Annotated in this window: 22 protein-coding genes; 9 read left to right on the top strand and 13 right to left on the bottom strand. The window is 59.5% G+C overall.

Going from position 1 to position 21,845, the window contains the following annotated elements; genetic code table 11:
• Nucleotide 1: 1 nt before the first annotated feature.
• Both CARG_RS01895 and CARG_RS01890 read left to right on the top strand, forming a co-directional pair.
• A complete protein-coding gene (locus CARG_RS01895; protein WP_041746898.1) occupies nucleotides 2-1,345 on the top strand; it encodes a DEAD/DEAH box helicase in 1,344 nt (447 codons plus the stop codon).
• Complete coding sequence (locus CARG_RS01890; protein ID WP_020975697.1) at nucleotides 1,342-2,583, top strand: Rv3212 family protein; 1,242 nt, start codon at nucleotides 1,342-1,344, stop codon at nucleotides 2,581-2,583. The genes CARG_RS01895 and CARG_RS01890 overlap by 4 nt, the downstream gene beginning before the upstream one ends.
• 24 nt (nucleotides 2,584-2,607) lie before the next feature.
• On the opposite strand, the gene CARG_RS01885 is transcribed toward CARG_RS01890, so the two are convergent.
• Nucleotides 2,608-3,081, bottom strand: a complete 474-nt coding sequence (locus tag CARG_RS01885; protein WP_020975696.1) for a hypothetical protein — start codon at nucleotides 3,079-3,081, stop codon at nucleotides 2,608-2,610.
• Nucleotides 3,082-3,640: 559 nt separating this feature from the next.
• On the opposite strand from CARG_RS01885, the gene CARG_RS01880 reads away from it, so the two are divergent.
• Both CARG_RS01880 and CARG_RS10680 read left to right on the top strand, forming a co-directional pair.
• The gene (locus CARG_RS01880; RefSeq protein ID WP_020975695.1) at nucleotides 3,641-3,901 is read left to right on the top strand and encodes a WhiB family transcriptional regulator; all 261 of its coding nucleotides are present in this window, start codon (nucleotides 3,641-3,643) and stop codon (nucleotides 3,899-3,901) included.
• A gap of 104 nt (nucleotides 3,902-4,005) precedes the next feature.
• Nucleotides 4,006-4,080 (top strand): 50S ribosomal protein bL37, encoded by a 75-nt coding sequence (locus CARG_RS10680; protein WP_390885311.1) that lies wholly within the window; start codon nucleotides 4,006-4,008, stop codon nucleotides 4,078-4,080.
• 108 nt (nucleotides 4,081-4,188) lie between these two features.
• Here the strand turns inward: CARG_RS10680 and rsrA are convergent, their stop codons facing one another.
• A complete protein-coding gene (gene rsrA, locus CARG_RS01875) occupies nucleotides 4,189-4,434 on the bottom strand; it encodes a mycothiol system anti-sigma-R factor (RefSeq protein ID WP_020975694.1) in 246 nt (81 codons plus the stop codon).
• 2 nt (nucleotides 4,435-4,436) lie between these two features.
• Nucleotides 4,437-5,039 carry a sigma-70 family RNA polymerase sigma factor gene (locus tag CARG_RS01870; RefSeq protein ID WP_020975693.1) on the bottom strand — a complete coding sequence of 201 codons (603 nt, stop codon included), beginning with the start codon at nucleotides 5,037-5,039 and terminating at the stop codon, nucleotides 4,437-4,439.
• A gap of 35 nt (nucleotides 5,040-5,074) precedes the next feature.
• Here CARG_RS01870 and ybaK point away from each other — a divergent pair, with 35 nt between their 5' ends.
• Nucleotides 5,075-5,611, top strand: a complete 537-nt coding sequence (gene ybaK / locus CARG_RS01865; RefSeq protein WP_020975692.1) for a Cys-tRNA(Pro) deacylase — start codon at nucleotides 5,075-5,077, stop codon at nucleotides 5,609-5,611.
• Nucleotides 5,612-5,620: 9 nt separating this feature from the next.
• Here ybaK and CARG_RS01860 read toward each other — a convergent pair whose 3' ends face one another.
• A complete protein-coding gene (locus CARG_RS01860) occupies nucleotides 5,621-5,974 on the bottom strand; it encodes a DoxX family protein (RefSeq protein WP_020975691.1) in 354 nt (117 codons plus the stop codon).
• Between the two features lie 70 nt (nucleotides 5,975-6,044).
• Here CARG_RS01860 and aroA point away from each other — a divergent pair, with 70 nt between their 5' ends.
• Genes aroA through CARG_RS01845 form a run of 3 tightly spaced genes read left to right on the top strand, consistent with a single transcriptional unit; the run spans nucleotide 6,045 to nucleotide 9,787 of the window.
• A complete protein-coding gene (aroA, locus tag CARG_RS01855) occupies nucleotides 6,045-7,394 on the top strand; it encodes a 3-phosphoshikimate 1-carboxyvinyltransferase (protein WP_041747272.1) in 1,350 nt (449 codons plus the stop codon).
• Nucleotides 7,395-7,415: 21 nt separating this feature from the next.
• Nucleotides 7,416-8,393 (top strand): ribosome small subunit-dependent GTPase A, encoded by a 978-nt coding sequence (gene rsgA / locus CARG_RS01850; protein WP_020975689.1) that lies wholly within the window; start codon nucleotides 7,416-7,418, stop codon nucleotides 8,391-8,393.
• Between the two features lie 2 nt (nucleotides 8,394-8,395).
• Nucleotides 8,396-9,787 carry a chloride channel protein gene (locus CARG_RS01845; protein ID WP_020975688.1) on the top strand — a complete coding sequence of 464 codons (1,392 nt, stop codon included), beginning with the start codon at nucleotides 8,396-8,398 and terminating at the stop codon, nucleotides 9,785-9,787.
• Between the two features lie 68 nt (nucleotides 9,788-9,855).
• Here CARG_RS01845 and CARG_RS01840 read toward each other — a convergent pair whose 3' ends face one another.
• The 4 genes from CARG_RS01840 to CARG_RS01825 all read right to left on the bottom strand — a co-directional run bounded on the left by CARG_RS01840 (nucleotide 9,856) and on the right by CARG_RS01825 (nucleotide 13,562).
• Nucleotides 9,856-11,184, bottom strand: coding sequence for a fatty acid desaturase family protein (locus tag CARG_RS01840; protein WP_020975687.1), 1,329 nt, complete (start codon nucleotides 11,182-11,184; stop codon nucleotides 9,856-9,858).
• A gap of 51 nt (nucleotides 11,185-11,235) precedes the next feature.
• Nucleotides 11,236-12,345, bottom strand: a complete 1,110-nt coding sequence (locus CARG_RS01835; protein ID WP_020975686.1) for a ferredoxin reductase — start codon at nucleotides 12,343-12,345, stop codon at nucleotides 11,236-11,238.
• A gap of 120 nt (nucleotides 12,346-12,465) precedes the next feature.
• The gene (locus CARG_RS01830; protein ID WP_041746897.1) at nucleotides 12,466-13,029 is read right to left on the bottom strand and encodes a DUF6912 family protein; all 564 of its coding nucleotides are present in this window, start codon (nucleotides 13,027-13,029) and stop codon (nucleotides 12,466-12,468) included.
• A 2-nt stretch (nucleotides 13,030-13,031) separates the two neighbouring features.
• The gene (locus CARG_RS01825) at nucleotides 13,032-13,562 is read right to left on the bottom strand and encodes an HAD family hydrolase (RefSeq protein WP_328285822.1); all 531 of its coding nucleotides are present in this window, start codon (nucleotides 13,560-13,562) and stop codon (nucleotides 13,032-13,034) included.
• A 68-nt stretch (nucleotides 13,563-13,630) separates the two neighbouring features.
• On the opposite strand from CARG_RS01825, the gene CARG_RS01820 reads away from it, so the two are divergent.
• Nucleotides 13,631-14,062 (top strand): hypothetical protein, encoded by a 432-nt coding sequence (locus CARG_RS01820; protein WP_020975683.1) that lies wholly within the window; start codon nucleotides 13,631-13,633, stop codon nucleotides 14,060-14,062.
• Between the two features lie 31 nt (nucleotides 14,063-14,093).
• On the opposite strand, the gene secA is transcribed toward CARG_RS01820, so the two are convergent.
• The 5 genes from secA to mtrB form a co-directional block, all read right to left on the bottom strand.
• The gene (secA, locus tag CARG_RS01815) at nucleotides 14,094-16,703 is read right to left on the bottom strand and encodes a preprotein translocase subunit SecA (protein ID WP_020975682.1); all 2,610 of its coding nucleotides are present in this window, start codon (nucleotides 16,701-16,703) and stop codon (nucleotides 14,094-14,096) included.
• 171 nt (nucleotides 16,704-16,874) lie between these two features.
• A complete protein-coding gene (gene hpf, locus CARG_RS01810) occupies nucleotides 16,875-17,531 on the bottom strand; it encodes a ribosome hibernation-promoting factor, HPF/YfiA family (RefSeq protein ID WP_020975681.1) in 657 nt (218 codons plus the stop codon).
• Between the two features lie 181 nt (nucleotides 17,532-17,712).
• A complete protein-coding gene (locus CARG_RS01805; protein ID WP_020975680.1) occupies nucleotides 17,713-18,465 on the bottom strand; it encodes a ComF family protein in 753 nt (250 codons plus the stop codon).
• A gap of 53 nt (nucleotides 18,466-18,518) precedes the next feature.
• The gene (gene lpqB / locus CARG_RS01800) at nucleotides 18,519-20,255 is read right to left on the bottom strand and encodes an MtrAB system accessory lipoprotein LpqB (protein WP_020975679.1); all 1,737 of its coding nucleotides are present in this window, start codon (nucleotides 20,253-20,255) and stop codon (nucleotides 18,519-18,521) included.
• Nucleotides 20,252-21,826 carry an MtrAB system histidine kinase MtrB gene (mtrB, locus tag CARG_RS01795; protein WP_236620168.1) on the bottom strand — a complete coding sequence of 525 codons (1,575 nt, stop codon included), beginning with the start codon at nucleotides 21,824-21,826 and terminating at the stop codon, nucleotides 20,252-20,254. Before mtrB ends, lpqB begins: the two co-directional genes overlap by 4 nt.
• Nucleotides 21,827-21,845 lie beyond the last annotated feature (19 nt).

The following is a 21,845-nucleotide window of genomic DNA, read 5'->3' as shown; positions in this document are numbered from 1 at the left end:
AGTGCCTAGGTCTCAACGCTCACCCCAGCCAAAACACACCCCTGCGCCCACATTCGCCGAACTCGGCGTGGCAGTGGAAATCGTCGAGGCCCTCGCGCAACGCGGCATCCATCACACCTTCGCCATCCAAGAACTCACCCTGCCCATCGCCCTCGACGGACACGACCTCATCGGCCAAGCGCGCACCGGCATGGGCAAAACCCTCGGCTTTGGTGTCCCCCTGCTAGACCGCGTCTTCGACGACGCGTCAATTGAAGAACTCGACGGCACCCCCCGAGCACTCGTCGTCGTCCCCACGCGCGAGCTAGCCGTACAGGTCAGCGACGACCTCACCCAAGCAGCAAGCAACCTACCCGTCCGAGTCCTCACCATCTACGGCGGACGCCCCTACGAAGAACAAATCGACGCCCTGAAACAAGGTGCGGACGTCGTCGTCGGCACCCCCGGGCGACTCATCGACCTGCACCAACGCGGCAACCTCGCACTGGATAACGTGGCCATACTCGTTCTCGACGAAGCCGACGAAATGCTCGACCTGGGATTCCTTCCCGACATCGAAAAACTCATGCGGGCACTCACCCACAAGCACCAAACCATGCTGTTTTCCGCCACCATGCCGGGGCCCATCCTCAGCCTCGCCCGCAGCTTCCTCAACAAACCCATCCACATCCGCGCCGAACAAGCCGAAGCATCAGCAACCCACACCACAACCACACAGATCGTGTTCCAGGCCCACCGGATGGACAAACCAGCGATCATCGCCCAAGCTCTCCAAGCCCCAGGTCGCGGCCGCACAATCGTGTTCACCCGCACCAAGCGAGGGGCATCCACATTGGCAGGCGACCTTGCCGAATTGGGCTTCACCGTTGGCGCCGTGCACGGCGATCTGCCCCAGCACGCACGAGAAAAGGCACTCGCAGCGTTCCGCCGCTCGCCGGATGAGCCAGGCAGCATCGACGTATTGGTCGCCACCGATGTCGCGGCACGTGGCATCGACGTCGACGACGTCACGCATGTAATCAACTACCAAACCCCCGACGATCCCATGACCTACGTCCATCGCATCGGGCGCACCGGACGCGCAGGGCACTCAGGCGTAGCCATCACTCTGGTAGCCCTGGAAGAGCTCGACAGGTGGTCAGCCATTAACACCGAACTCAACCTCGACAAAGAACAATTACCCGAATGGTTTAGCACCTCGCCCGAACTGCACCAAGCACTCGGCCTATCCGGCAAAGTTAACCCCCGAGTTGGGGCGCCGCGCCCCGTATACGGCATGGGCCCATCCTCACGTGAGCGCGCCCCACGCAGCAGCCGCCCACGCAGTCGGAAGAATCGCGCATGAAACCACTCCGATCTACCCGCAACGACTGGATCGCTGTCGCGACCCTGAGCACCATCACCGCACTAGCCGTCACCACAGTCTGGGCTACCTCTGAGCACCGCTCAAGCAGCCTCGACACAAGCCTCAGCGCCGAACAACCGGCAGAGATCAAGGCCCCCATACCGCAGCTGCCCGACACACTCAGCGAACGCTACGAACTCTCCGACAACGCCATCGCAGCAGCCTACAAACCAACCATCATTGATGGGGTGCTGCTGACCTCAACCAACGATGATTCTTCCTCCGAAGTCACCGCCGTCAATCCGGACAACGCCGAACAACTGTGGACCTACACACGCGCCCTACCCCTGTGCTCCCTGTCCACCGCGTTTCAAAACGCCTACCCCACCTACCTCAACAACAGTGGGTGCGGGGACACAGTGGGAATCCGCGCACGCAGTGGAACCTACGCCGCCACCCGCAGCGCTCTAGCGTCCCGCGACGTCATACCTATTTCCTCCAACAGCGCGGTGGGTACCGTATCTACCCAACGGGTGGAACTATGGCGCAGCGACCTTGTACGAACCGTCGAATACGGCCAGGTAGACGCCCCAGCCGAACCGAACTTACAGCCACACCCGGGGTGCACCATCGATTCCGCTCTCACGCGCACAGACCTACTAGCCGTGGTGGAACGCTGCGACGGCCGGACACAACTAACGTTCCAAAAGTCAGTACCCGAAGAATTCCGAACCCCCGAGCTCAACGAGGACGCTACGGTTGAGCTGCCGGAAGGCTCGCACCTGGTGGCTGTTGCACAGCACGGCGCCGCGATATGGTCCCCAAAGGACCACAGCGTGCACGCTTACGACGACAGCGGAGCACTGCTAAGTAGCATCCCCGTGGCCGAAAAGTCCCCCTCCAGCGCAGCAGGCAAAGACCTACCCTTCGCGCCGATGGTCGCCGACTTGCCTTACCACATCGCCTGGTTTGATGGCAGCGCGCTGCACTTGTTAAAACCCGAGGACTTGTCCCTGGGGCACACGTTTGACGATGCCATCGGCACCCCAGTAGCCATAGGTGAGGACGTCGCGTATCCCACTGCCTCAGGTATCCGCATTGTTGACTGGCGCAGCGGCGAAACAAAACAAAACATTGAGGTTGATAGGAAGGGCTATGCGGGCCCTGTGGGACTAGGCCTGGCCGCCAACACCTTGATCGAAAAACGCGGCGATGTGGTAGTCGGATTATCCGGATAATCCAGCGGGTGTAGCAGTACTAGCCTAGCCGTACATCCGAGCTGCCCAGGCCACCGATTCCTTAGCAAATAGCCTGCTCAGGCAGTACAGTGCGACAGCACCTACGGTGATCGCCAACCAGGGCATGCCACCCTTCCACATGTAGATGGTGATCATCACGAGCAGCAGCTGCATCATGAGCACGGGACCGCGCCCCCAACGATTACCCCGTCGCAGGTAGACACCTGCGACGCCCACGGCTCCGAATACACAGAGCAAAAACACTGCGGTGCCGTAACCGATCATGCTGCCGCGGCTGGGGTCGGACACCAAAAGGCTGCCATCCGTGCCCGCCAAGGCTTGATGCACGGCCGCCGCTATGGCGAGGACACCGCCAATGATTCCCTCGATGATCGCGACGACGCCCGCATGCATCAGTGCGCGGGGCACTTCGTTGGGCGAAGGGTTGGTGGTGTCGTTGGTGTTCTGTGCCGGGGTGGGGTGTTGAGGTAAGCTCACGAGTAAAAAAGTCTATCTTCTATCGCCATGATCTGCTGTGTGAGCCCACTGGGGACAGCCTCACATTCTGAACTACCCCCGGTCTGTTCAGTTTGACTCAATCGTGACATAAGCTCTCGCTATCATTCGCGCCAAAAATACTGGACGTCGGGGCGCATTTCCGCCGTTTAGGGCATACTTACAGCGCTAGGGAAGGGGGCAAAACCCACATCGGAAAACATAAGAATTTGTGAAGAAATGGGAAAAAATCCATTTTCGTTACCCCCGCTAGGCACATCAGGACACTCCCCTAAGGGTGATTTAGCTCTCTTTTTTAACGAGACCCTAGCGGAAGCGTTAAAAAAATGTAATGCTAAGTCTCGCAATCACGAACAGGACGCACCCTGCGTGCCACATGCGAAAACATTCTTCGCATCTAGGTAGTGGCCCCAGCCAGAGATCAAGCCGCAGCAGCAATGGTGCGCTGGTAGCACAACACTACAGCGCCGCTTTCCCGCAGCGCTCTTAGTAAGACCCGTCCCCGTGCCGCGTGTATAGAAACCTTTAGAAGGAGATTGTTATGGATTGGCGCCACCAGGCCGTATGCCGCGATGAAGACCCGGAGCTCTTCTTCCCCGTTGGCAACTCCGGGCCCGCCCTGTCACAGATCGCCAGCGCGAAGCTCGTATGCAACCGTTGCCCAGTGACCACCCAGTGCCTCAACTGGGCACTGGAAACCGGCCAGGATTCCGGCGTCTGGGGCGGTATGAGCGAAGACGAACGCCGCGCCCTCAAACGCCGCAAGAACCGCGGCCGCGGCCGCGCACGCGTCACTATCTAACACCCCTTCCAGTTCCAGGGGCAGGATAATTTCCAATACTAGGGTTCCGCCTACTAGAGTGGTGCCAAGTAAAAGCCTCTACCTATTTTTATAAGGAGTTAGCCATGAGCAAGCGTGGCCGCAAGCGCAAGGACCGCCGCAAGGGCAAAGCAAACCACGGCAAGCGTCCCAATTCCTAACACGCACAGCCTGTAAGAAGCGGGGCGGAAACCACAGTGATGGTTTCCGCCCCGCTTCTTTTATGCCCGCATGAGCACCCCGTGAGCAGTGCGGTTCTCTAGCGTTCTCTAGCTGTCAGACTCGATGGCGATCGTTTGAATAGTGATGCTGATGCGCTCCCTCAACACCGTCGGCGCCTGAACACAGCAACAACTGCGCACCAGCTGACGAACGTCGGTTTCGATCCTCAAACGCTCCACGCACCCCGGGCAGCGCTGAATATCGGCAAGTAGCTGCTCCCTGCGCTCAGGGTCGCATTCCCTGTCCAAAAGCTCCCTGAGCCGCTCATAGCTCGTGTCGCAATTGCAGCTCATGATCAGTTCTCCTCGCCTACTGTGCCTGCTGTTTGAGTACGTTTCTCGGATGCGGCAATACCGATGCCTCTTTCTCGTGCTACGTCTTTCAACGCGTCACGCAGCTTTTTTCTTCCACGGTGCAGCCGAGACATCACCGTGCCGAGGGGCACACCCATGATTTCGGCGATTTCTTTATAGGCCAAGCCTTCAACATCCGCGTAGTAGACAACCATGCGGTAATCTTCGCTCAACGCATTGAGTGCCTCGGAGATTTCGCTGGTAGGCAGCTTTTTCAGCGCCTCAACCTCGGCGGATTCCAGCCCTTGGGATTCATGGGATGCCGACGACAGCAACTGGTAGTCGGTGATTTCTTCGGCACTGGTTTGGGTGGGTCGGCGCTGCGCTTTGCGGTAGTTGGTGATGTACAGGTTGGTCATGATCCGGTACATCCACGCCTTGAGGTTGGTGCCTTGGGTAAAGCCGTCGAAGGCTTGGAATGCTTTGATGTAGGTTTCCTGCACAAGGTCCTCGGCGTCTGCGGGGTTGCGGGTAAGCCGCAGTGCACCGCCATAGAGCTGGTCGAGCAGAGGGAGTGCTTGTTGTTCGAAGGGGGTTTGTCCCATGTGGCTATTGTAGCCTGAGGGTTTAGGGTGGTTTTATGGCTAAGAAACGTTCCAAGCAGTCCTCTGCGTCGCGTGCTGGTGGTACTGCGGCTTTGCGTGTGCTTCATGACGCCGCGGTCGACTTTGAGGTCCACGAATTCGACGCGGGCAAAGATCACTTTGGTGCGCATGCTGCGGAAGCTTTGGGCGAGTTACAGGTGGATCCGGGCCAAGTCTTCAAAACACTGGTGGTGGATTTAACCGCTGGACGGGGTCCGAAACGTTCGCTGGGGGTGGCGTGCGTACCGGTGGAGTGCACGTTGAGCTTGAAGAAGGCTGCGGCGGCTTTTCAGGTGCCCAAGGTGTCGATGGCTGACCCCAAGGATGCCTCCCGTTCCTCCGGCTATGTGCCTGGCGGAATTTCTCCCCTGGGGCAGAAGACACCACTGCCAACCGTTATTGACCACAGCGCCCAGCAATGGGACAGGGTATACGTGTCCGGTGGGCGCCGCGGGTTGGACGTAGGCCTTGATCCTGCAGTGCTTGTCCAGCTGACGGAAGGCAGCTTCGCGGATGTGTCCGCGACGTCATAAATTAATGCCTTAATCCTGCCGGTGCGCGATGTTCCAGCCTGCGCGCAGCAGGGGTAGCTGCAGGGGGATCCTGCCGTAGGCGATAGCCCTCTGCCACAGGGGATGATCCCGCCAGTCGTAGGCCATATAGATGTTTCCAGGCCACACCCCAGCCATCAGTGCGAGGGTAGCCCAACCACCGACCCGCCGCGTAGAGGGGTTGACCAACAGTGCGGCCGTACCGACCTCAGCCGCACCAGAGGCCAAAGTGTAAAAACGCTGATTGGGTGGCAGCGCTGGCGGGACAAGTGCGTCGAATCCTTCGGGGCGGATAAAGTGCATCACTCCGGCGAATGTGAAAAGCCCAACGAGAAAGTTCTTCATGTCTGCCAGCGTAGCCCTTGCCACTGTGGCACTGCCCCGCTTGCACCTGTCACCCACTACAGTTGTTGCCATGAGCTGGAACGCCCCCACCGCCCCCGACCGTCCGATTGATGCTTTTGTTACCGTTCCCGGGTCGAAGTCTATGACGAACCGAGCGTTAGTGTTGGCGGCGTTAGCGAATGCCCCGTCAACCGTCGTGGGTGCGTTGCGTAGTCGTGATTCCGACCTGATGATCGCCGGTTTGCAAGCGATGGGTGCGCGCATTGACGAGGATTGCTCAGGCGCTCAACCGGTACTGAGGGTTGTTCCCGGCCCGATTGGCGGCGCGGAGGTGGATTGCGGGCTCGCGGGCACGGTGATGCGTTTCCTTCCGCCGGTTGCAGCCCTGGCGGCCTCCGATGATGGGGGACCTGCGTGCGTGCGTTTTGATGGCGACGAGCAAGCCCGCAAACGCCCCATGGGTTCGGTGCTGGGGGCTTTGCGTTCCGTGGGGGTTGACGTCGCGGGTGACGCTTTGCCTTTTGAGGTGTGTTCGTCGGGTTATAGGCCCCAGGGTGGCACGGTGACTATCGACGCGTCTGCTAGCTCGCAGTTTGTGTCGGGTTTGCTCCTGTCAGGCGCCCGCTATGCTTCGGGTTTGGAGGTGCGCCATTCGGGCGGCCGGGTGCCCAGCATGCCGCATATTGAGATGACTGTAGAGATGCTGCGCAGCGCGGGTGTTGACGTCGCGGTGGATGGGTCGCACTCACCGTCGTGGTGGAGGGTGGTTTCGGGCCCTATCGCTGGCCGGCAGTGGGTGATCGAGCCTGATTTGTCTAATGCGACGCCGTTTTTGGCTGCTGCCGCGGTGACGGGTGGTTGTGTAACGACGCCCTGGCCTGAGTCGACGACACAGCCGGGTGAAGAAATCCGGCCGATTCTGGAAGCCATGGGTGCCCGGGTGGTATTTGAAGCGTGTGCTAGCGGTGATAACAGCGATGGGGCCTTGGGACGCCTGCGGGTGTGTGGCCCCTCTGATGGTGTTCTGCAGGGCGTTGAGTGGGACATGTCGGCTATCGGTGAGCTCACCCCCACGGTAGCTGCGTTGGCTGCTGTGGCCTCGACGCCTAGCCACTTGTACGGCATCGCGCATCTTCGCGGGCACGAAACCGACCGTTTGCAGGCTTTGGCTGCGGAGATTAACCGCTTGGGCGGCGCCTGTGAGGAACTCGATGATGGTATTCGAATTACTCCCGCTCCGCTGCACGGTGGGGTGTGGCATTCTTATGCCGATCACCGCATGGCGACTGCGGGGGCGATCATTGGTCTGAAGGTTGACGGCGTGATGGTTGACGATATTGAGACCACGTCGAAAACTCTGCCGGGCTTCGCCGGAATGTGGTCGGACATGCTCGGATTGGCTTCGGACGGGGCGGTGTAGGCGGTGGCTCGTTCGCGTGGGATGCGCCGCTGGGATGAGTCTGATGTGCGGGTGCGCCCGGGGAAGGGGTCCCGCCCCCGTACGAAGGATCGACCTTCGCATGATGACGCCGTGTTCGGCATGGTTGTCTCGAAGGATCGCGGTAGGTGGGGCGTCCAGTTGGATGAGAGTGCTGGGGGTGCGCGGGTGGTGGCTATGCGTGCGAGGGAAATGGGCCGCACTGCTGTAGTGGTTGGGGATCGCGTGGGGCTTGTTGGGGATACGTCGGGCCGGAAGGGTTCTTTAGCTCGGATCGTAAAGCTTGAGGAAAGAAGCAGTGTGCTTCGACGCACTGCCGATGACACTGACCCCTACGAGCGGGTGGTGGTCGCTAACGCAGATCAGCTGCTCATTGTGTCTGCTGTTGCGGATCCTCCCCCGCGCACTGGGTTCGTCGAGCGCGCGTTGGTCGCTGCTTTTGTTGGCGGGCTCTCCCCCGTACTGTGCCTGACCAAGTCTGATCTGGCGGATCCGACGGCGTTCGCGGAAGAGTTCGAGGCGCTCGACGTTCCTGTGGTTGTGTGCGGCATTAATGATGACCTCGCGCCTGTCCGCGACGTCGTCAATAATCATGTGACCGCGCTGATCGGCCACAGCGGCGTTGGAAAATCCACGTTGGTGAATCGTCTCGTGCCCACTGCCGAGCGCGCGACTGGTGAAGTATCTGGTGTGGGCAAAGGACGGCATACGTCCACCCAGTCGGTGGCCTTGCAGCTGCCCGATGGGGGTTGGATTGTCGACACCCCAGGCATCCGCAGTTTCGGCCTGGCACACGTTGATGCCGACGCGGTCATCGATGTGTTTGATGACCTTCGGCAGCAGGCGGAAGATTGCCCACGGGGTTGTTCCCACGCAGAGCCCGGCTGTGCGCTCGACGAGCTTGATGGCTCTAGTGGACGCCGCGTCACGGCTGTTCGCGCACTGATCACCGCCCTACGCACCAACGTCGACTGGGAGTGACCATGGCTCATCTACCGCGACTGTCCATGCGAGGTGTCCTCGGCCCGGAGCAAGGCCCTGCCGCCCCGGGGGATCGCGCCTGGCTCACCGAAACCCCAATGAACAGGCTCGCAGCGTATTCGATTATCGCGGGCGTCGTCACCGGAGTGTTGGTTGCCGGGGTCAACTGGGCGGTCATTTTGACCGAACGTGCTGTCTTCGGCGTCGACCATCTGCAGGTGTTATCGCCAGCAGAATCTGTCACCCCGACTCGCCTTGCGATCACGCTCATCGGCGTAGGTATTGTCACTGCTGTGCTGTGGTTCCTACTTGACCGCTTCGGCAGACCCCAGGTGGCGGTACCTGGTGCGATGCAGGGCAAGGACATGCCGGTTGTGACCACTTTGCTCAGTGCTTTTTTGCAGGTGTGTAGTTCGGCTGCTGGTGCGCCAATCGGCCGCGAAAATGCGCCACGCCTGGTGGGTGGTTTGGCTGCTGCCGGTATGGCTACGACGTTCCGTTTGGACGGGGAGGCCCGCAAGATCCTGGTCGCCTCTGCCGCTGGTGCTGGCCTGGCGGCTAGCTTCCATCTTCCTTTGGCGGGCGCGTTGTTCGCTTTGGAGCTGCTTCTGGTCGAGATGTCGACCCGCACTGTCATTGCGACGATGGTGTGTAGTGCGACGGCGGTGGCCACGACGTCATTATTGTTTGATAATCCGCCGTTTTACGTGGCTCTTCCGTTGACTGAAGGCCCGCGTTTTCTGTTAGCTGCGGTGATTGTGGGGGCGGTTGCTGGGTCTGCTGGGCACTTTTTTGGTCGCGTTGCGCTGCGGATGGCGGCGCATCATGCTCGTGGGGTGTCGTTATTGTGGCAGATGCCGCTGGCGTTCATTGTTGTCGCTGCGGTAGCTCGGGTGATACCGGGCGCTAGTTCCAATGGTCGTTGGGCGGTTCAGACCACCTTGGATATGGGGGGGCTGCTCAGCGGGCCGTGGGATGCCACTGGCCGGGTCATGTTGGCGTCTCTTGCATTGTTGTTCTTGGCGCGCACGGTGCTGACGTTGTTGTGTTTCCGCGTGGGCACCATTGGCGGTACTCTCACGCCCGCGTTTGCGATGGGCGGCACGATTGGTGCGGCGGTGGGCATTGTGATGCAACCATTGTTTCCTGACGTCGCGGTGGGGGCGTTTGCGCTTATGGGTGCGGCCGCATTTTTGTGCACGACGATGGCGGCCCCAATGTTTTCGATGCTTGCCGCAGTGGAGCTGACGGATATGCCTTCGCAGGGGTATTTGGCGATGTTTGTTGCCGTTATTGCTGCGTCGTTGGCTACGCGTGCGTGGGCGGTTATTACTGATAAGGAGCATCGTGCCTTGCCGTTTACCAGCCAGGCGTGGACTGGGGAGTCCCTCTAACTCCACCCAACGCAGAAGGCTGGTGCCCCAGTGGGGATCACCAGCCTTGTGTCTTAATGCGGGGTGTTTTAGAGCTGCCTGCGCGAGCCGGAGGCCTTGACGGTCGGGCGTGCGCGGTTGGTGTCTTTACCTAGGGCTGCCCGGATGAGGTGGGCGGTGCCTTCGGCGACGCTGGGGCGCAATTGTTTGAGCATCTTCAGCGCGGGCCGCAGTCCGCGGCGCAAGCCGTGGGCGTCGACACCGGTATGAAGCTTGGCTTCCATCTCCTCGGTGATTGCTTTTTCGCTGCGCACTTCGGGTGCGTTATGGGGGTGGGCTGCCAGGAAACGGTTGGGCAGGGTGAGCTTGAGTAGGGTGCGTTGAACCTTGAGGAACTGCACGGGGAATGAGTCAACGTTGTAGGGCAGGTCGTATTCTTCCGCCAATGCGCGTACTTTCTTGCCGACATCGGCAAGCCTGTTGGAGGGCATATCGGGGAAGAGGTGGTGCTCGATTTGGTAGTTCAAGTTGCCCGACAGGATGGTCAGGATTTTGCCACCGTGGAAGTTTGCGGAACCGAGCATCTGTCGCAGATACCATTCGCCTTGTGTTTCGTTGGCGAATTGCTCCTTGGTGAAGGTTTCGGTCTCGTCCGGGAAGTGTCCACAGAAGATCACTGCATAGGACCACAGGTTTCGTGCCAGGTTGGCATACATGTTGGCTTTAGCAGTGGTGGCAAAGTGGGTGCCAGACAGCGCTGGGAAAAGGATGTAGTCTTTGATGACTTGACGCTTGGACTTGTGCACAACATCCCAGAAGCGAGGGGCGGTCTCTTCCCAGGATTGCTTGCCTGCAAAGTAGCGCCCGAGCTCAACGTCGTAGAAAGCCACCGCCCATTGGAACAGGCTGGCCAATACGGCGTTGGTCAGGGGCTGCGCGAGGAAGAACGGGCTCCATTTGCGGTCGCGGGTGACACGGAGGATGCCGTATCCGACGTCATTGTCCATGCCCAAGATGTTGGTGTATTTGTGGTGGACGAAGTTGTGGGAGTGCATCCACTGCGATGAGGGGCAGGTCATGTCCCATTCCCAAGTGGTGGAGTGGATCTCGGGGTCGTTCATCCAGTCCCATTGGCCGTGGATGACGTTGTGGCCGATCTCCATATTTTCCAAAATTTTGCTCAGCCCCAGCATGCCGGTGCCCAACCAAAATAGCGGCTTTTTATGGCTGAACAGTAGTGCTGCGCGGCCGCCGACCTCGAGTCCGCGTTGGAAGCGGATGAGGCCTTTGATGTAGGCGACGTCATTGTCCCCCAGGGAGTCTTCGACCTCTTTTTGGATGGCGTCGAGCCTGCGGCCGATCTCTTCGATGTCTTCGTCGGTGAGGTGGCTGTATGCCTTGATGTTACTGATTGCCATGGTGTGCTCCTTGCAGTGTGTTTAGCGTCTTTATCCTGGTGCGGGATGCGTTTAGCAATTCACGCGGCAATCCCCTGCTGCCACAGACACGCATGTTCGGATGCGTTCCCCGGGGCCTTTGGTTTCCCCTGTGCGAAGGTCGGTGACGTACCCGTCGTCGAGCTCGCGCACGCAGGTTTGGCAGATTCCCATGCGGCAACCGAAGGGCAGTTGGATGCCTGCGTCCTCCCCTGCTTCCAGCAGCGTGGTTGCGCCGTCGATGGTGACGGTAGCGCGATCGCCGAAGGAGACGGTGCCGCCTTGCGCGTCCGAGGTGCGGTCGAGGGTAAAGCGTTCCGTTTTGAGTTCTTTGAGGTTGTCGGACCAGCTTTCCAACTGGTCGAGCATCTCAGAGGGGCCGCAGGCGTAGGCGACGCGTTGGTCGTGGTCGCCGACGAGCTGTGCAAGCTCCTCTGTCGTGATGCGGCCGTCGGTGGAGGTGCGTCGGAGAATGAGCGTGTAGTTGGGATGCGCGTCGAGGTCGCGGAGGTCATCCCCAAACAGTAGGTCGTCATCTGTGCGGTATGAGTGCACGTGGATGACGTCCGGAACGCCAGCAGCGTTGTCGGTGTTGAAGTGCCCACGAATCTCCATGGTGCGCAGCATGCTGATCACCGGTGTAATGCCGGTGCCTGCCGTGACAAAGAGGAGTTTTTCGGGCAATGGGTTGGTCAGGTGGAATTCGCCTGCTGGTGCGGCCAGTCGTACATGCATGCCGGGGCGTGCGCTGCCAACCAGGTGGTTGGATAGTTTTCCGCGTTCTACGGCCCGGACGGTGATTTCCAGGCGGCCGCCTGCGGGGTTGGGCGGGCAGGTCAGTGAATAGGATCGCCAGGTGTATCGCCCGCCGATTTGGACGCCGATGCCGATATATTGGCCGGCTTCGAAGTCAGTGGGCACACCCCAGCCCGGTTCGATTACCAGGCTCACGGTGTCGGCTGCGCCCACTTCCCCGTCTGCGGTGTGCGGGGTGTGTTTGGTGACGCTGATGATTTTGCCGCGCAGTTCGCGCGCGGACCACAGTGGGTTGACGAGTTGGGTGTAGTCGTCCGGCAGCAAGGGTGTGCTGAATCGTTTGAGGACGCCGCGTAATCGCTTCAGGCCGTCTGTTGTTGGGGCCATGCCGCTCCTTTTGCCAGTCAAATAGTACGAGACCGTAGCTTACGGCACCGTAGCTAACTTGGCAACCCCGAGTGATAGAGCCAACCAACAAGATCATCCTGCTGATCGGCCCTAGCCCTTCTAGATCACATAAATCTGATCTGCTACCTCAGCTAATTCGCTTGGGTCATACCACGCCATAAAGACGTCCATGGCGTTCCAGACAGCGATCTCTGCCCCCTCGTCCCCCAGGTCAGCCTGGTCGATCGCTAGCGCCGCAGCCTTGATAAGCGCCGTACCCTCCGGCTCACCCGCAGCTCTCAACGCGGCCGGATCGTCAACGTGAATGGCCGCAACGTCCGCGGCGTCAATGCCCGCATCTGCCAATTCGACGATTGCAGGCCCCAAATCCGGGCGGGGGCTGACGTGCCGATCAGCCACATCACAACTAATGACGACGCGTCGGTAGACGCCCGCGGGATGATCTGCGTCCACGTACTCCGGATCGATCGTGGCGAGCATGCGCAAGGATGCTAGCGCCGCCTCGTCAAAGGCATACTGGCTGATACCGTCTTCGTCGAGGTCGCTCAAGTCGCGCTCGAGATCGGCGGTCACCGCATAACCCCAGCCACCGGGGGCCTTGATGGACTTATCGGCGGCGAGGGAGCGCAGCATTTCTGGCGTCGCGGGAAGGAAAATCCTCACGGCTAGAACTCGCCTTTCAGGCCGAACAAGCAGCACACCTCGACGACGGTCCGGTCGAACTGCTGGTAGTAGCAACCGATAAGGCCTGCATCCACAGCGCCGCGCACGTTGATAATGGAGTCGTCAACCATGACGCATTCATTCATCGGCACACCGAGGGTGTCGGCGGCGATACGGAAGGCTTCCTCATCGGGCTTGTCGTAGCCGATTTCCCCAGATAGCAGGACTGCATCAACCAGACCACGGTATTCCAATTCGCGGATGTGCTCCGCGCCGTCTCCACCGGGATCGTTGGAGAGCACTGCCAGCGCGGTGCCGTGGACGCGAAGCGCTTCCAGTAGGTCCCTCCAGCGGCGACGCTCTTCGTCACTGCCGTCTAGGACGCCGGCATAGTCGATAATCAGGCCGCTCATCGTGCGGGCCTGCTTGGGTGCGCGGGTCTTGTCCATGTGTGGCTCCTTGTAAAACTGTCGGTTGTTTTCGTAGTCGCGTATGTCCGTCAGCGGTGTCGGGGGTGCGCGGTCGACAGGCATCGGCTTTCCAGAGTAGTCTTAACGGCGTCCTCAAGTGTATTTCTTTGGTGCCGTCCGAGCATTCGCCCATGAATGATGTGCGCCCTGTGGCCGGTTTGTCTTTGCTGTGCGTTCCACAGCCGCCACGCAAACAAAATTTTCAGGATGATGACGTCGCGGTGCGTCCCTCTATGCAGGGGCTTGCGCCGGTTGTCAAAGCGCTTAATTTTATTTTCGGGATGGACAGCCTGAGCCATTCAACGGCGGCGGTGTTTTCGCCCAATGTTCGGGCTTATGTGCGTCGGCGCTCAAAAACTGTTCCGCATGGCCCGGTGGCTATCCGCAGTATCCGCATGCAGAAGATGACGCCTACCGCGATCGAATTTAATGGTACGGCCGTCGCCGTGGAGCACGATATGAGCTACGCGATGTGCGGCCGTTTAGATCGGCCTACGCTTGCTCACCCTGGCGCCAAGCCAGGTACTACACAATGGAAGCTCACCAGCTTCACTGTGTTGTGATACTGGTGAGCTTCCATTGTCGGGCGGGGTGTTAAACCTCGACGGTTACTTCGTTTTCGCCACGCAATTGCTTGTCGAGTGCGAAGATCTTCCGGACGGTTTCTTCCTTGATGGCGTCCTTCATGGCGTTGAACATGTCGCCGCCTTCCTTCTGGTACTCAACAAGCGGGTCGCGCTGAGCCATTGCGCGAAGGCCGATGCCTTCCTTCAAGTAGTCCATCTCATAGAGGTGCTCGCGCCACTTCTGGTCGACGGTCGACAGGATGGCTTGGCGTTCCACTGCGCGCAATGGATTGGGTGCTTCAGCAGGTTCGGAGACCTTGACCCCCAGGGCGGACAGCTGTTCAGCCTGGTTGGCTCGAACTTCAGCTTCGCGCTTGCTTAGGTTTTCCTCCAGCGCGGTGTACTTGCGGTGCGCGTCGTCGAGCAGGGCTTGGGTGAGGTCCTCAGCGGAGAGTTCACCGGCGGCACCGTATTCGCTGCCTTCAAGCAAGGACTTCCAGCTCATCGTGGGGCCGTACAGGGCTTCTAGCGCGTGCCACAGCTTGTCAAGATCCCAATCTTCGACGTAGCCTTCGGCGGTCGCTGCAGCAACGTAGCCAGCGATGGTGTCGTCGAGCATGGCCTGAACCTGCTCCTGGACGTCGCGGCCTTCGAGGATTTGATTGCGCTCGGAGTAGATGACCTTGCGCTGCTCGTTCATCACCTCGTCGTACTTGAGGACGTTTTTACGCATCTCAAAGTTCTGGTTTTCCACCTGCGACTGGGCGCCGCGAATGGAATTGGTGACGGCCTTCGACTCAATCGGAACATCGTCGGGCACGTTGAGGCGATTCATCATCGCTTCCATGCGAGGGCCAACGAAGCGAACCATCAGGTCGTCACGCATCGACAGGTAGAAGCGGGTTTCACCGGGGTCACCCTGGCGGCCGGAACGGCCACGGAGCTGGTTATCAATGCGACGAGACTCGTGGCGTTCGGTACCGATGACATACAGTCCGCCAGCTTCGCGGGCTTTCACCGCGCCCTCTTCGGACTTCTTGCGCTCGCGCTCAAGCACCTCTTGGTACTTGGCGTTCCATTCCTCTTCATCTTCAATCGGATCCAACTTGACGTTTTTCATCTCAGCAAGCGCGATGACGTCAGGGTTACCACCGAGAACGATGTCGGTACCACGACCAGCCATGTTGGTGGACACGGTCACGGCGCCTGCACGGCCAGCGTAGGCGACGATTTCTGCCTCTTCCTCGTGGTGCTTCGCGTTGAGCACCTTGTGGGGAACGTGCATGGCGTTGAGGATTTCGTGGAGGTATTCAGAGCGCTCCACGGAGGTTGTACCGACCAGGACCGGCTGGCCCTTTTCCGAACGCTCCTTGATGTCTTCAGCAACCGCCATAAACTTTGCTTCCTGAGTCTTGTAGACCAGGTCGGTGAGGTCTTGGCGCTGGTTTGGCCGGTTGGTGGGGATCGGCACCACGTTGAGTTTGTAGATTTGGTGGAGCTCGGCGGCCTCGGTCTCTGCCGTACCCGTCATACCAGCGAGCTTGTCGTACAAACGGAAGTAGTTCTGCAGGGTGATGGTGGCCAAGGTCTGGTTTTCAGCCTTGACCTCCACACCTTCTTTAGCCTCGATGGCCTGGTGCATGCCCTCGTTGTAGCGACGGCCGGATAGGACACGGCCGGTGAACTCATCGACAATCATGACTTCACCGTTGCGGACGATGTAGTCCTTATCTTTGGTGAACAGCTCCTTGGCCTTCAGCGCATTGTTCAGGTAGCTGACCATATCAGAGTGGTCGGGAGCATACAGGTTGTTCATGCCGAACTGATCTTCGACGAAGGCCACGCCCTCTTCGGTGACAGCGACGGTCTTCTTACGGATGTCCACTTCGTAGTGGATGCCGTTTTTCATTCGAGGAGCCAGGCGCGCGAAGTCGTTGTAGCGTCCGGATGCCCCATCTGCAGGGCCAGAAATGATCAGCGGGGTGCGGGCCTCGTCGATAAGGATGGAGTCAACCTCGTCGACGATGGCGTAGTGGTGCCCACGCTGGACACGGTCCTCCAGGCTGCCTGCCATGTTGTCGCGCAGGTAGTCGAATCCGAACTCGTTGTTGGTGCCGTAGGTGATATCAGCATTGTAGGCGGCACGGCGCTCAGCGGGGGTCTTCTCAGACAAGATGACATCGGTGGTCAAACCCAAGTACTGGTGGACGCGGCCCATCCACTCACAGTCGCGCTCTGCGAGGTAGTCGTTCACAGTAACGACGTGCACACCCTTGCCTTCGAGGGCATTAACATAGGCGGCCGGCACACAGGTCAGAGTCTTACCCTCACCAGTGCGCATTTCGGCGACGTTGCCATAGTGGAGGGCGAATGCGCCCATGAGCTGCACCTTGTAGTGCTCTTGCTTGAGCACACGGCGGGATGCTTCGCGGACAGTCGCGAATGCTTCAATGAGCAGATCATCCAAGGTCTCACCGTCTGCGAGGCGCTTTTTAAACTCGTCGGTTTTGCCCTTGAGCTCTGCTTCCGACAGGTTGTGGTACTCGTCCTCGAGGGCGATGACTTTGTCGGCGTAGGCGGCGTAGCGCTTAACAACGCGCCCTTCGCCGATGCGGAGGAGATTGGACAATCCAAACACTAGATAAGGTCCTTAAATTATTTTTACGGAACAAGCGTCCTCGTGTACTGAGGCAAGACTTGGCTAGACGACTAGACAGTCAGACACTGCAATCATAGTCGCACGAAACCGCCGCTCACCAAACAGGTGTAGCGGCGGTTAACATCGTGCCCAACTATAGGCCGGATGAGCTTAGGCCAGTGCGATCAGACCGTAGTCGTATGCGTGGCGACGGTAGACGACGCTAGGACGGCCGGTCTCTTCGTCAAGGAAGAGGTAGAAGTCGTGGCCAACCAGCTCCATCTCGCTCAGAGCATCGTCGACACTCATCGGAGTGGCAGGGTGCTCCTTACGACGCACAACCTGGCCGAGCTTAACCTCTTCGACAAGGTCTGCATAGGGATCCTCGTCGAATTCACCCTTGGGGGCTTCCATCTTGGCAGCCTGCGCTGCAAGCTCGACAGCGACCTGGTCGGTCGGCATCGGGGTACGGTGACCGCTGCGGCTGATCTTGCGGCGAGCCTTGACCTTGCGCAGCGAACGCTCCATGCGGCTCAGCGCGGTCTCGAGGGCTGCATAGAAGGAATCTTCCTTGGCTTCCGCACGAGCAATGTGGCCCTTGCCAGTTGCGGTGATCTGAATCTTGTCGGATTCGTCCGCGCGGCGCGGGTTGGGCTCGTGCTGAAGTTCAACGTGGAAGAAGGTGAGAGTGGGATCCAGGCGAGCAATCTTCGCAAGCTTGCTGTGCACTCGTTCGGCAAAATGGTCTGGAACTTCGACATTTCGGCCGGTGATATTGACCTTCACATCGGGGCTTAGAACATTGTTCTTGTCAGCAGGCGTTGTCACGTGCTTGTACCTCCCGGTATGGCCACCCTCGACTGTGAATGGGATTACTCACAACCTCAGCGGGTGACGTGAATTGCTACACACTTAACGATACATTCACCCTTAGGCTTTCGCTACCTTCAGAAGCATTTTTCACACCACTACCCAGAGATCCCTTCCAAACCTCCTGCTCGCCCACATTCTAGGCGACGCAGATCACAACGGCCGCGTCCACCGTGAAACCCGCAGACTGCAAAACTTTTAGCGATTCCGCAAGAGTCGCCCCGGTGGTTATAACGTCATCAAACAGCACCACGTGACTCCCCCGCTGCCGGATAACCTCACGATGCCGCTCCACCACCACGACATCTAGCTGCACTTTTCCACTCAAATTCTCCTGCCTAGCCTGAACACCAAGCCCAACAGAATCACGAACATCATCAGTATGACTCAACAGTGGTACTACCTGCCATAAAGGTTCTATGCATGCTGCGTGAGCACACATCGCCCGCACATGGTCACCCCCACGTGCCCGAGCAGACGCCCGGCGCGACGGAGCCGGCACAGCCAACCACTGCCCCACCCAAGGCAACTCCCCTCGTGCCTGAAGATGCTCCACACCGGCAGCAAACATTGAGCCCGCCACCAACGCGGCGTCATCACGCAAGTGTTCTTTGACCCCCAGAACCACACGCCGATGCGCCCCACCGTACGGCGCAAACGCAAACGTGGGACACCCAATGGGGATACGAGCACTCACCCGCTCGGGAGGACGGCGAAGCTCCAGCAAACACGAGTCGCACACCTGTGTGAATGCTCCACGCTGCCCCTCAATCGGAGCTGCACAACCAACACAATCCCTAGGCAACACCAAATCAGCAGCATCAGCCGCCCAACCCCGCATCAGTTGCTTCAGCTGCTTGGAATACCAGCGCAACCCCCCTGCCCTATCCACAACTCCCCCCCTTCAACTGTCTACTGAGCCGTTTACTTGGCCGTCTACTTAGCCTAGCTGCCCACAACAGGGACCGCACGGACTCCCTGCAGTGCCGGAACCTCCCGCCAGAACGCCGTCGTGGGACTGTTAATCGGAAGCTGCAACACAGATCGCGCATCCGTGACGTACAACGTGTTAGCGCTCGCCGCAACCGCAACAACAGGTGCCGTGATATTTCCGGAAGGCAGCTGCGTCACCGCAGATCCATCCGTTTCCACACGCCAAATTGGCGCATCCTGGTTAGCAGTACCCACCACCAGGGACCCATCCAGCTGCCAGGCAACCGACACCACCGTATTGTCCAACGACGGAGCAATGTCGATAATATTCGCGATCATCTTCTCCCCCGCCGCGGGGCGAGAAATCACCGCCAAATACACTTTCCCGCCGATGACCATCGCCGCACGCACACCAGTAGGACTGAGCTTCAACATGCTAATGGACGATCCCTCGCCGCCTTCGCCATCCGGCTCCAGCAACCCCTCAATCTTCGTGGCGTCAACCTCTGATTGCGATAGTTCATTCGTCGACGTCGATCGGGCGACCCTGGCGATCGTGCGCCCGTCGAGCACCGTCCACAGTGCAGTCGCGTGGCTTTCCAAACTGGGTTGAGTCAGTGTCCTGGCCTGCAGCACGCTTTCCACCGAACCATTGACTGGGCCAGCCACTAGCGTTGACTGTCGCCCAGCGCCCTCACCATCAACAATCACGCCCGCGACGTAATCACCAGAAATATCGGCGCTCTCCACTCTGCCCGAGCTTCCCAATGTGCCCGCGACGGGCGTCAGGGTGGAGGAATCCACCAGGGTCAGCGAACCATTACCCACTGCGTACAAGGGGCTGACGGAACCGGACGTTGCGTTGGGGTTGTATTCCGCGACGTCATCAATGGTCAGCACGGGAGCCTGCGGATCCAAGGGAGTGCCGTCGAGTTCAATGTTGTAGGGTCCTTGCGTCCCAGACTTCGCCAAAGTCCACAGTACCTGTGCGGCAAAACGGTGGCGTTCTTCAGAACTAAGATCGGCGAAACCATTGAAGCGATACACACCTTTGTCGTTACCTGCGAAGGTTGCACCGACGGGCACCTCGGTGGTGACGCCCGCAGCAATAGGCCCCTTGGGGCCCTCCACCAGCAGGGACAGCAGCGAAGTGTCCATGGATTTTTGCCCCTTGTAGATCCACCGGCGGTCCCGCACGAGCATCTTCTGGTTCGGATCGAAGAAGAACAGTTCTTCGGGGCTGTAGTTGTTGCGTAACTCGACGCGCTCAAACACGGTGCCGGCGGGCAAAGAATCGATGCGCCACTCCCCATCCACCTTGCTGAGCTGGATTTCCGCCTCGAAATCACCGTGGTCGGGGCTGAACACACCACCGGGTCCGAGCGCCCCGACGACGGTCCCCCGCACCACATAGCTGATCGCATTCTGGGTCGCTCCGGCTTTAGCGTTGAGGTCAATACGATCCAAAATCAGTGTTGACGCCGCGTCGTCCCAGCGCCGCGCAGCGTCCGGCGTCAGGAAGGCGCGGGCCGCTTGGTGGTTTTGGATCGGTTTGCCGGAGGCCGCGAAGAAGTCTCGCAGCAGCAGGTCGGGTTCCTGCCCGGCTACGGGCGCAATGGCTTCTTCCGTTGGGGTGGAGCGCACAAAGCTGCGTAAGGCTTGAGGCTCGGTGTAGCTGGGCAGGCTTGTGCAGCTGCTGAGTGCCAGTGTGCTTGCTGCGACTAGTGCTAGGGTGCGGCGGCCGGTCATGATTGTCCTCCCGTGGGGGCGCTACGGTCCTCGGTGTTGGGTGGCACGGCTGGTGGAACCATAAGTTCCAGGGGCACCGTTCCGATGGCTGCTCCCGGAGTAATGGGAAGCACCAGTCGGAACATCGAGCCCACACCTGGTTCGCCGATTGCATCAACGAACCCACCGTGTAGGGCTGCGTCTTCGTGGGAAATGGCCAGCCCCAACCCTGTTCCGCCAGAATGCCGCTTGCGGGAAGGGTCGGCGCGCCAGAAACGGTTAAACACCAAGTCTTCTTGTCCCGGTTTGAGGCCCACGCCATGGTCTGCAACGGTGACCGCCACGGCGTCATCACTACTGGCCAGTGTCACCTCGACGGGCTTGGCTTCGCTGTGGTCGATGGCGTTGGCCAAAAGGTTACGCAGGATGCGCTCGATTCTGCGTGCATCGCCAACGAGTGTGACGGGTTGTTCCGGCACTGTGAATTCGACGGCGACTCCAAGTTCTTCAGCCAGGTGCTCAGTTTGTTGCCAGGCGGAGCTGAGCACGTTGCGGGCGTCGATGCTTTCTTCGGATAGGTCGGCCATGCCGGCGTCATGCCTGGAAATTTCGAGCAGGTCTGCCAACAGGGATTCGAAACGGTCGAGTTCGCGAACCATCAGTTCGGACGCTCGCGCCGTGTAGGGGTCGAGTTCATCTTTGTTATCGGCGATCATGTCAGCTGCCATGCGCACCGTGGTCAGGGGCGTGCGCAGCTCGTGGGATACGTCCGAGGTAAATTGGCGCTGGAGGTTGCCGTAGTCTTCCAGCTGCCGGATCTGCTTGGATAGGCTTTCGGCCATCGCGTTGAAACTCATGGCAAGGCGAGCCATTTCGTCTTCGCCCTCAACCAACATGCGTTCCCGGAGGTGACCGGCAGCGAATCGCTGCGCGATACGGCTCGCGCTGCGCACAGGGACCGTCACCTGTTGTGTGAGCAACCAGGCGATGCCCACGAGCAAGACCACCAGCACTACTCCACCAGTAGACAGTAGGCCACGCATCAGTCGCATGGTGGCTTCTTCATTTTCCAAAGGCAACACCAAATACAACTGCAGGCCAGCTATTTCTGATTCCGTTGGCGTTCCGATAATCAAGGCTTTGACCGAGTTGTCTTCGGCTCGGTTGATGGTGGTGTACATGTAGGAGATCTGCCCCTGGGAAACAAAATGCCGCAATTGTTCCGGGATGCGGTAGCCGTCGGGGGATGTGGTGATCCGCCCATTTTGGTCAACCAACAGCACAGGCTCGAATACTGCACCCGCTTCGGGCCCCGTGGCTGCTTTGTTGGTCAATGCGGCACGGGCAGAGTTAAGCCGCACACGAACAGAGTTAGATGAGTCCGTGGCGTTGATCTGTTCCTGCACAGTTTGACGCGCGCGGTCGATTTCGGAATTAGCGATGTCCAGTTTGGAGTCCGCTAGGCGCTGGGCGACGATACTGATCATCGCAAACCCGAGGATGAGCACCACCGTCAGCGATGCGGACACGATGGTGCCAATCACCCGGACTTGCAGCGAGGTACGCCATGCGTGGGATGCCCGGTGGCCCAGCCGCTCAATCAGATGGCGG

The organism is Corynebacterium argentoratense DSM 44202, from assembly GCF_000590555.1.
GTDB lineage: Bacteria > Actinomycetota > Actinomycetes > Mycobacteriales > Mycobacteriaceae > Corynebacterium > Corynebacterium argentoratense.
The sequence above is the reverse complement of the archived record's forward strand: the minus strand, read 5'-3'. Positions and strand labels throughout refer to the sequence as shown.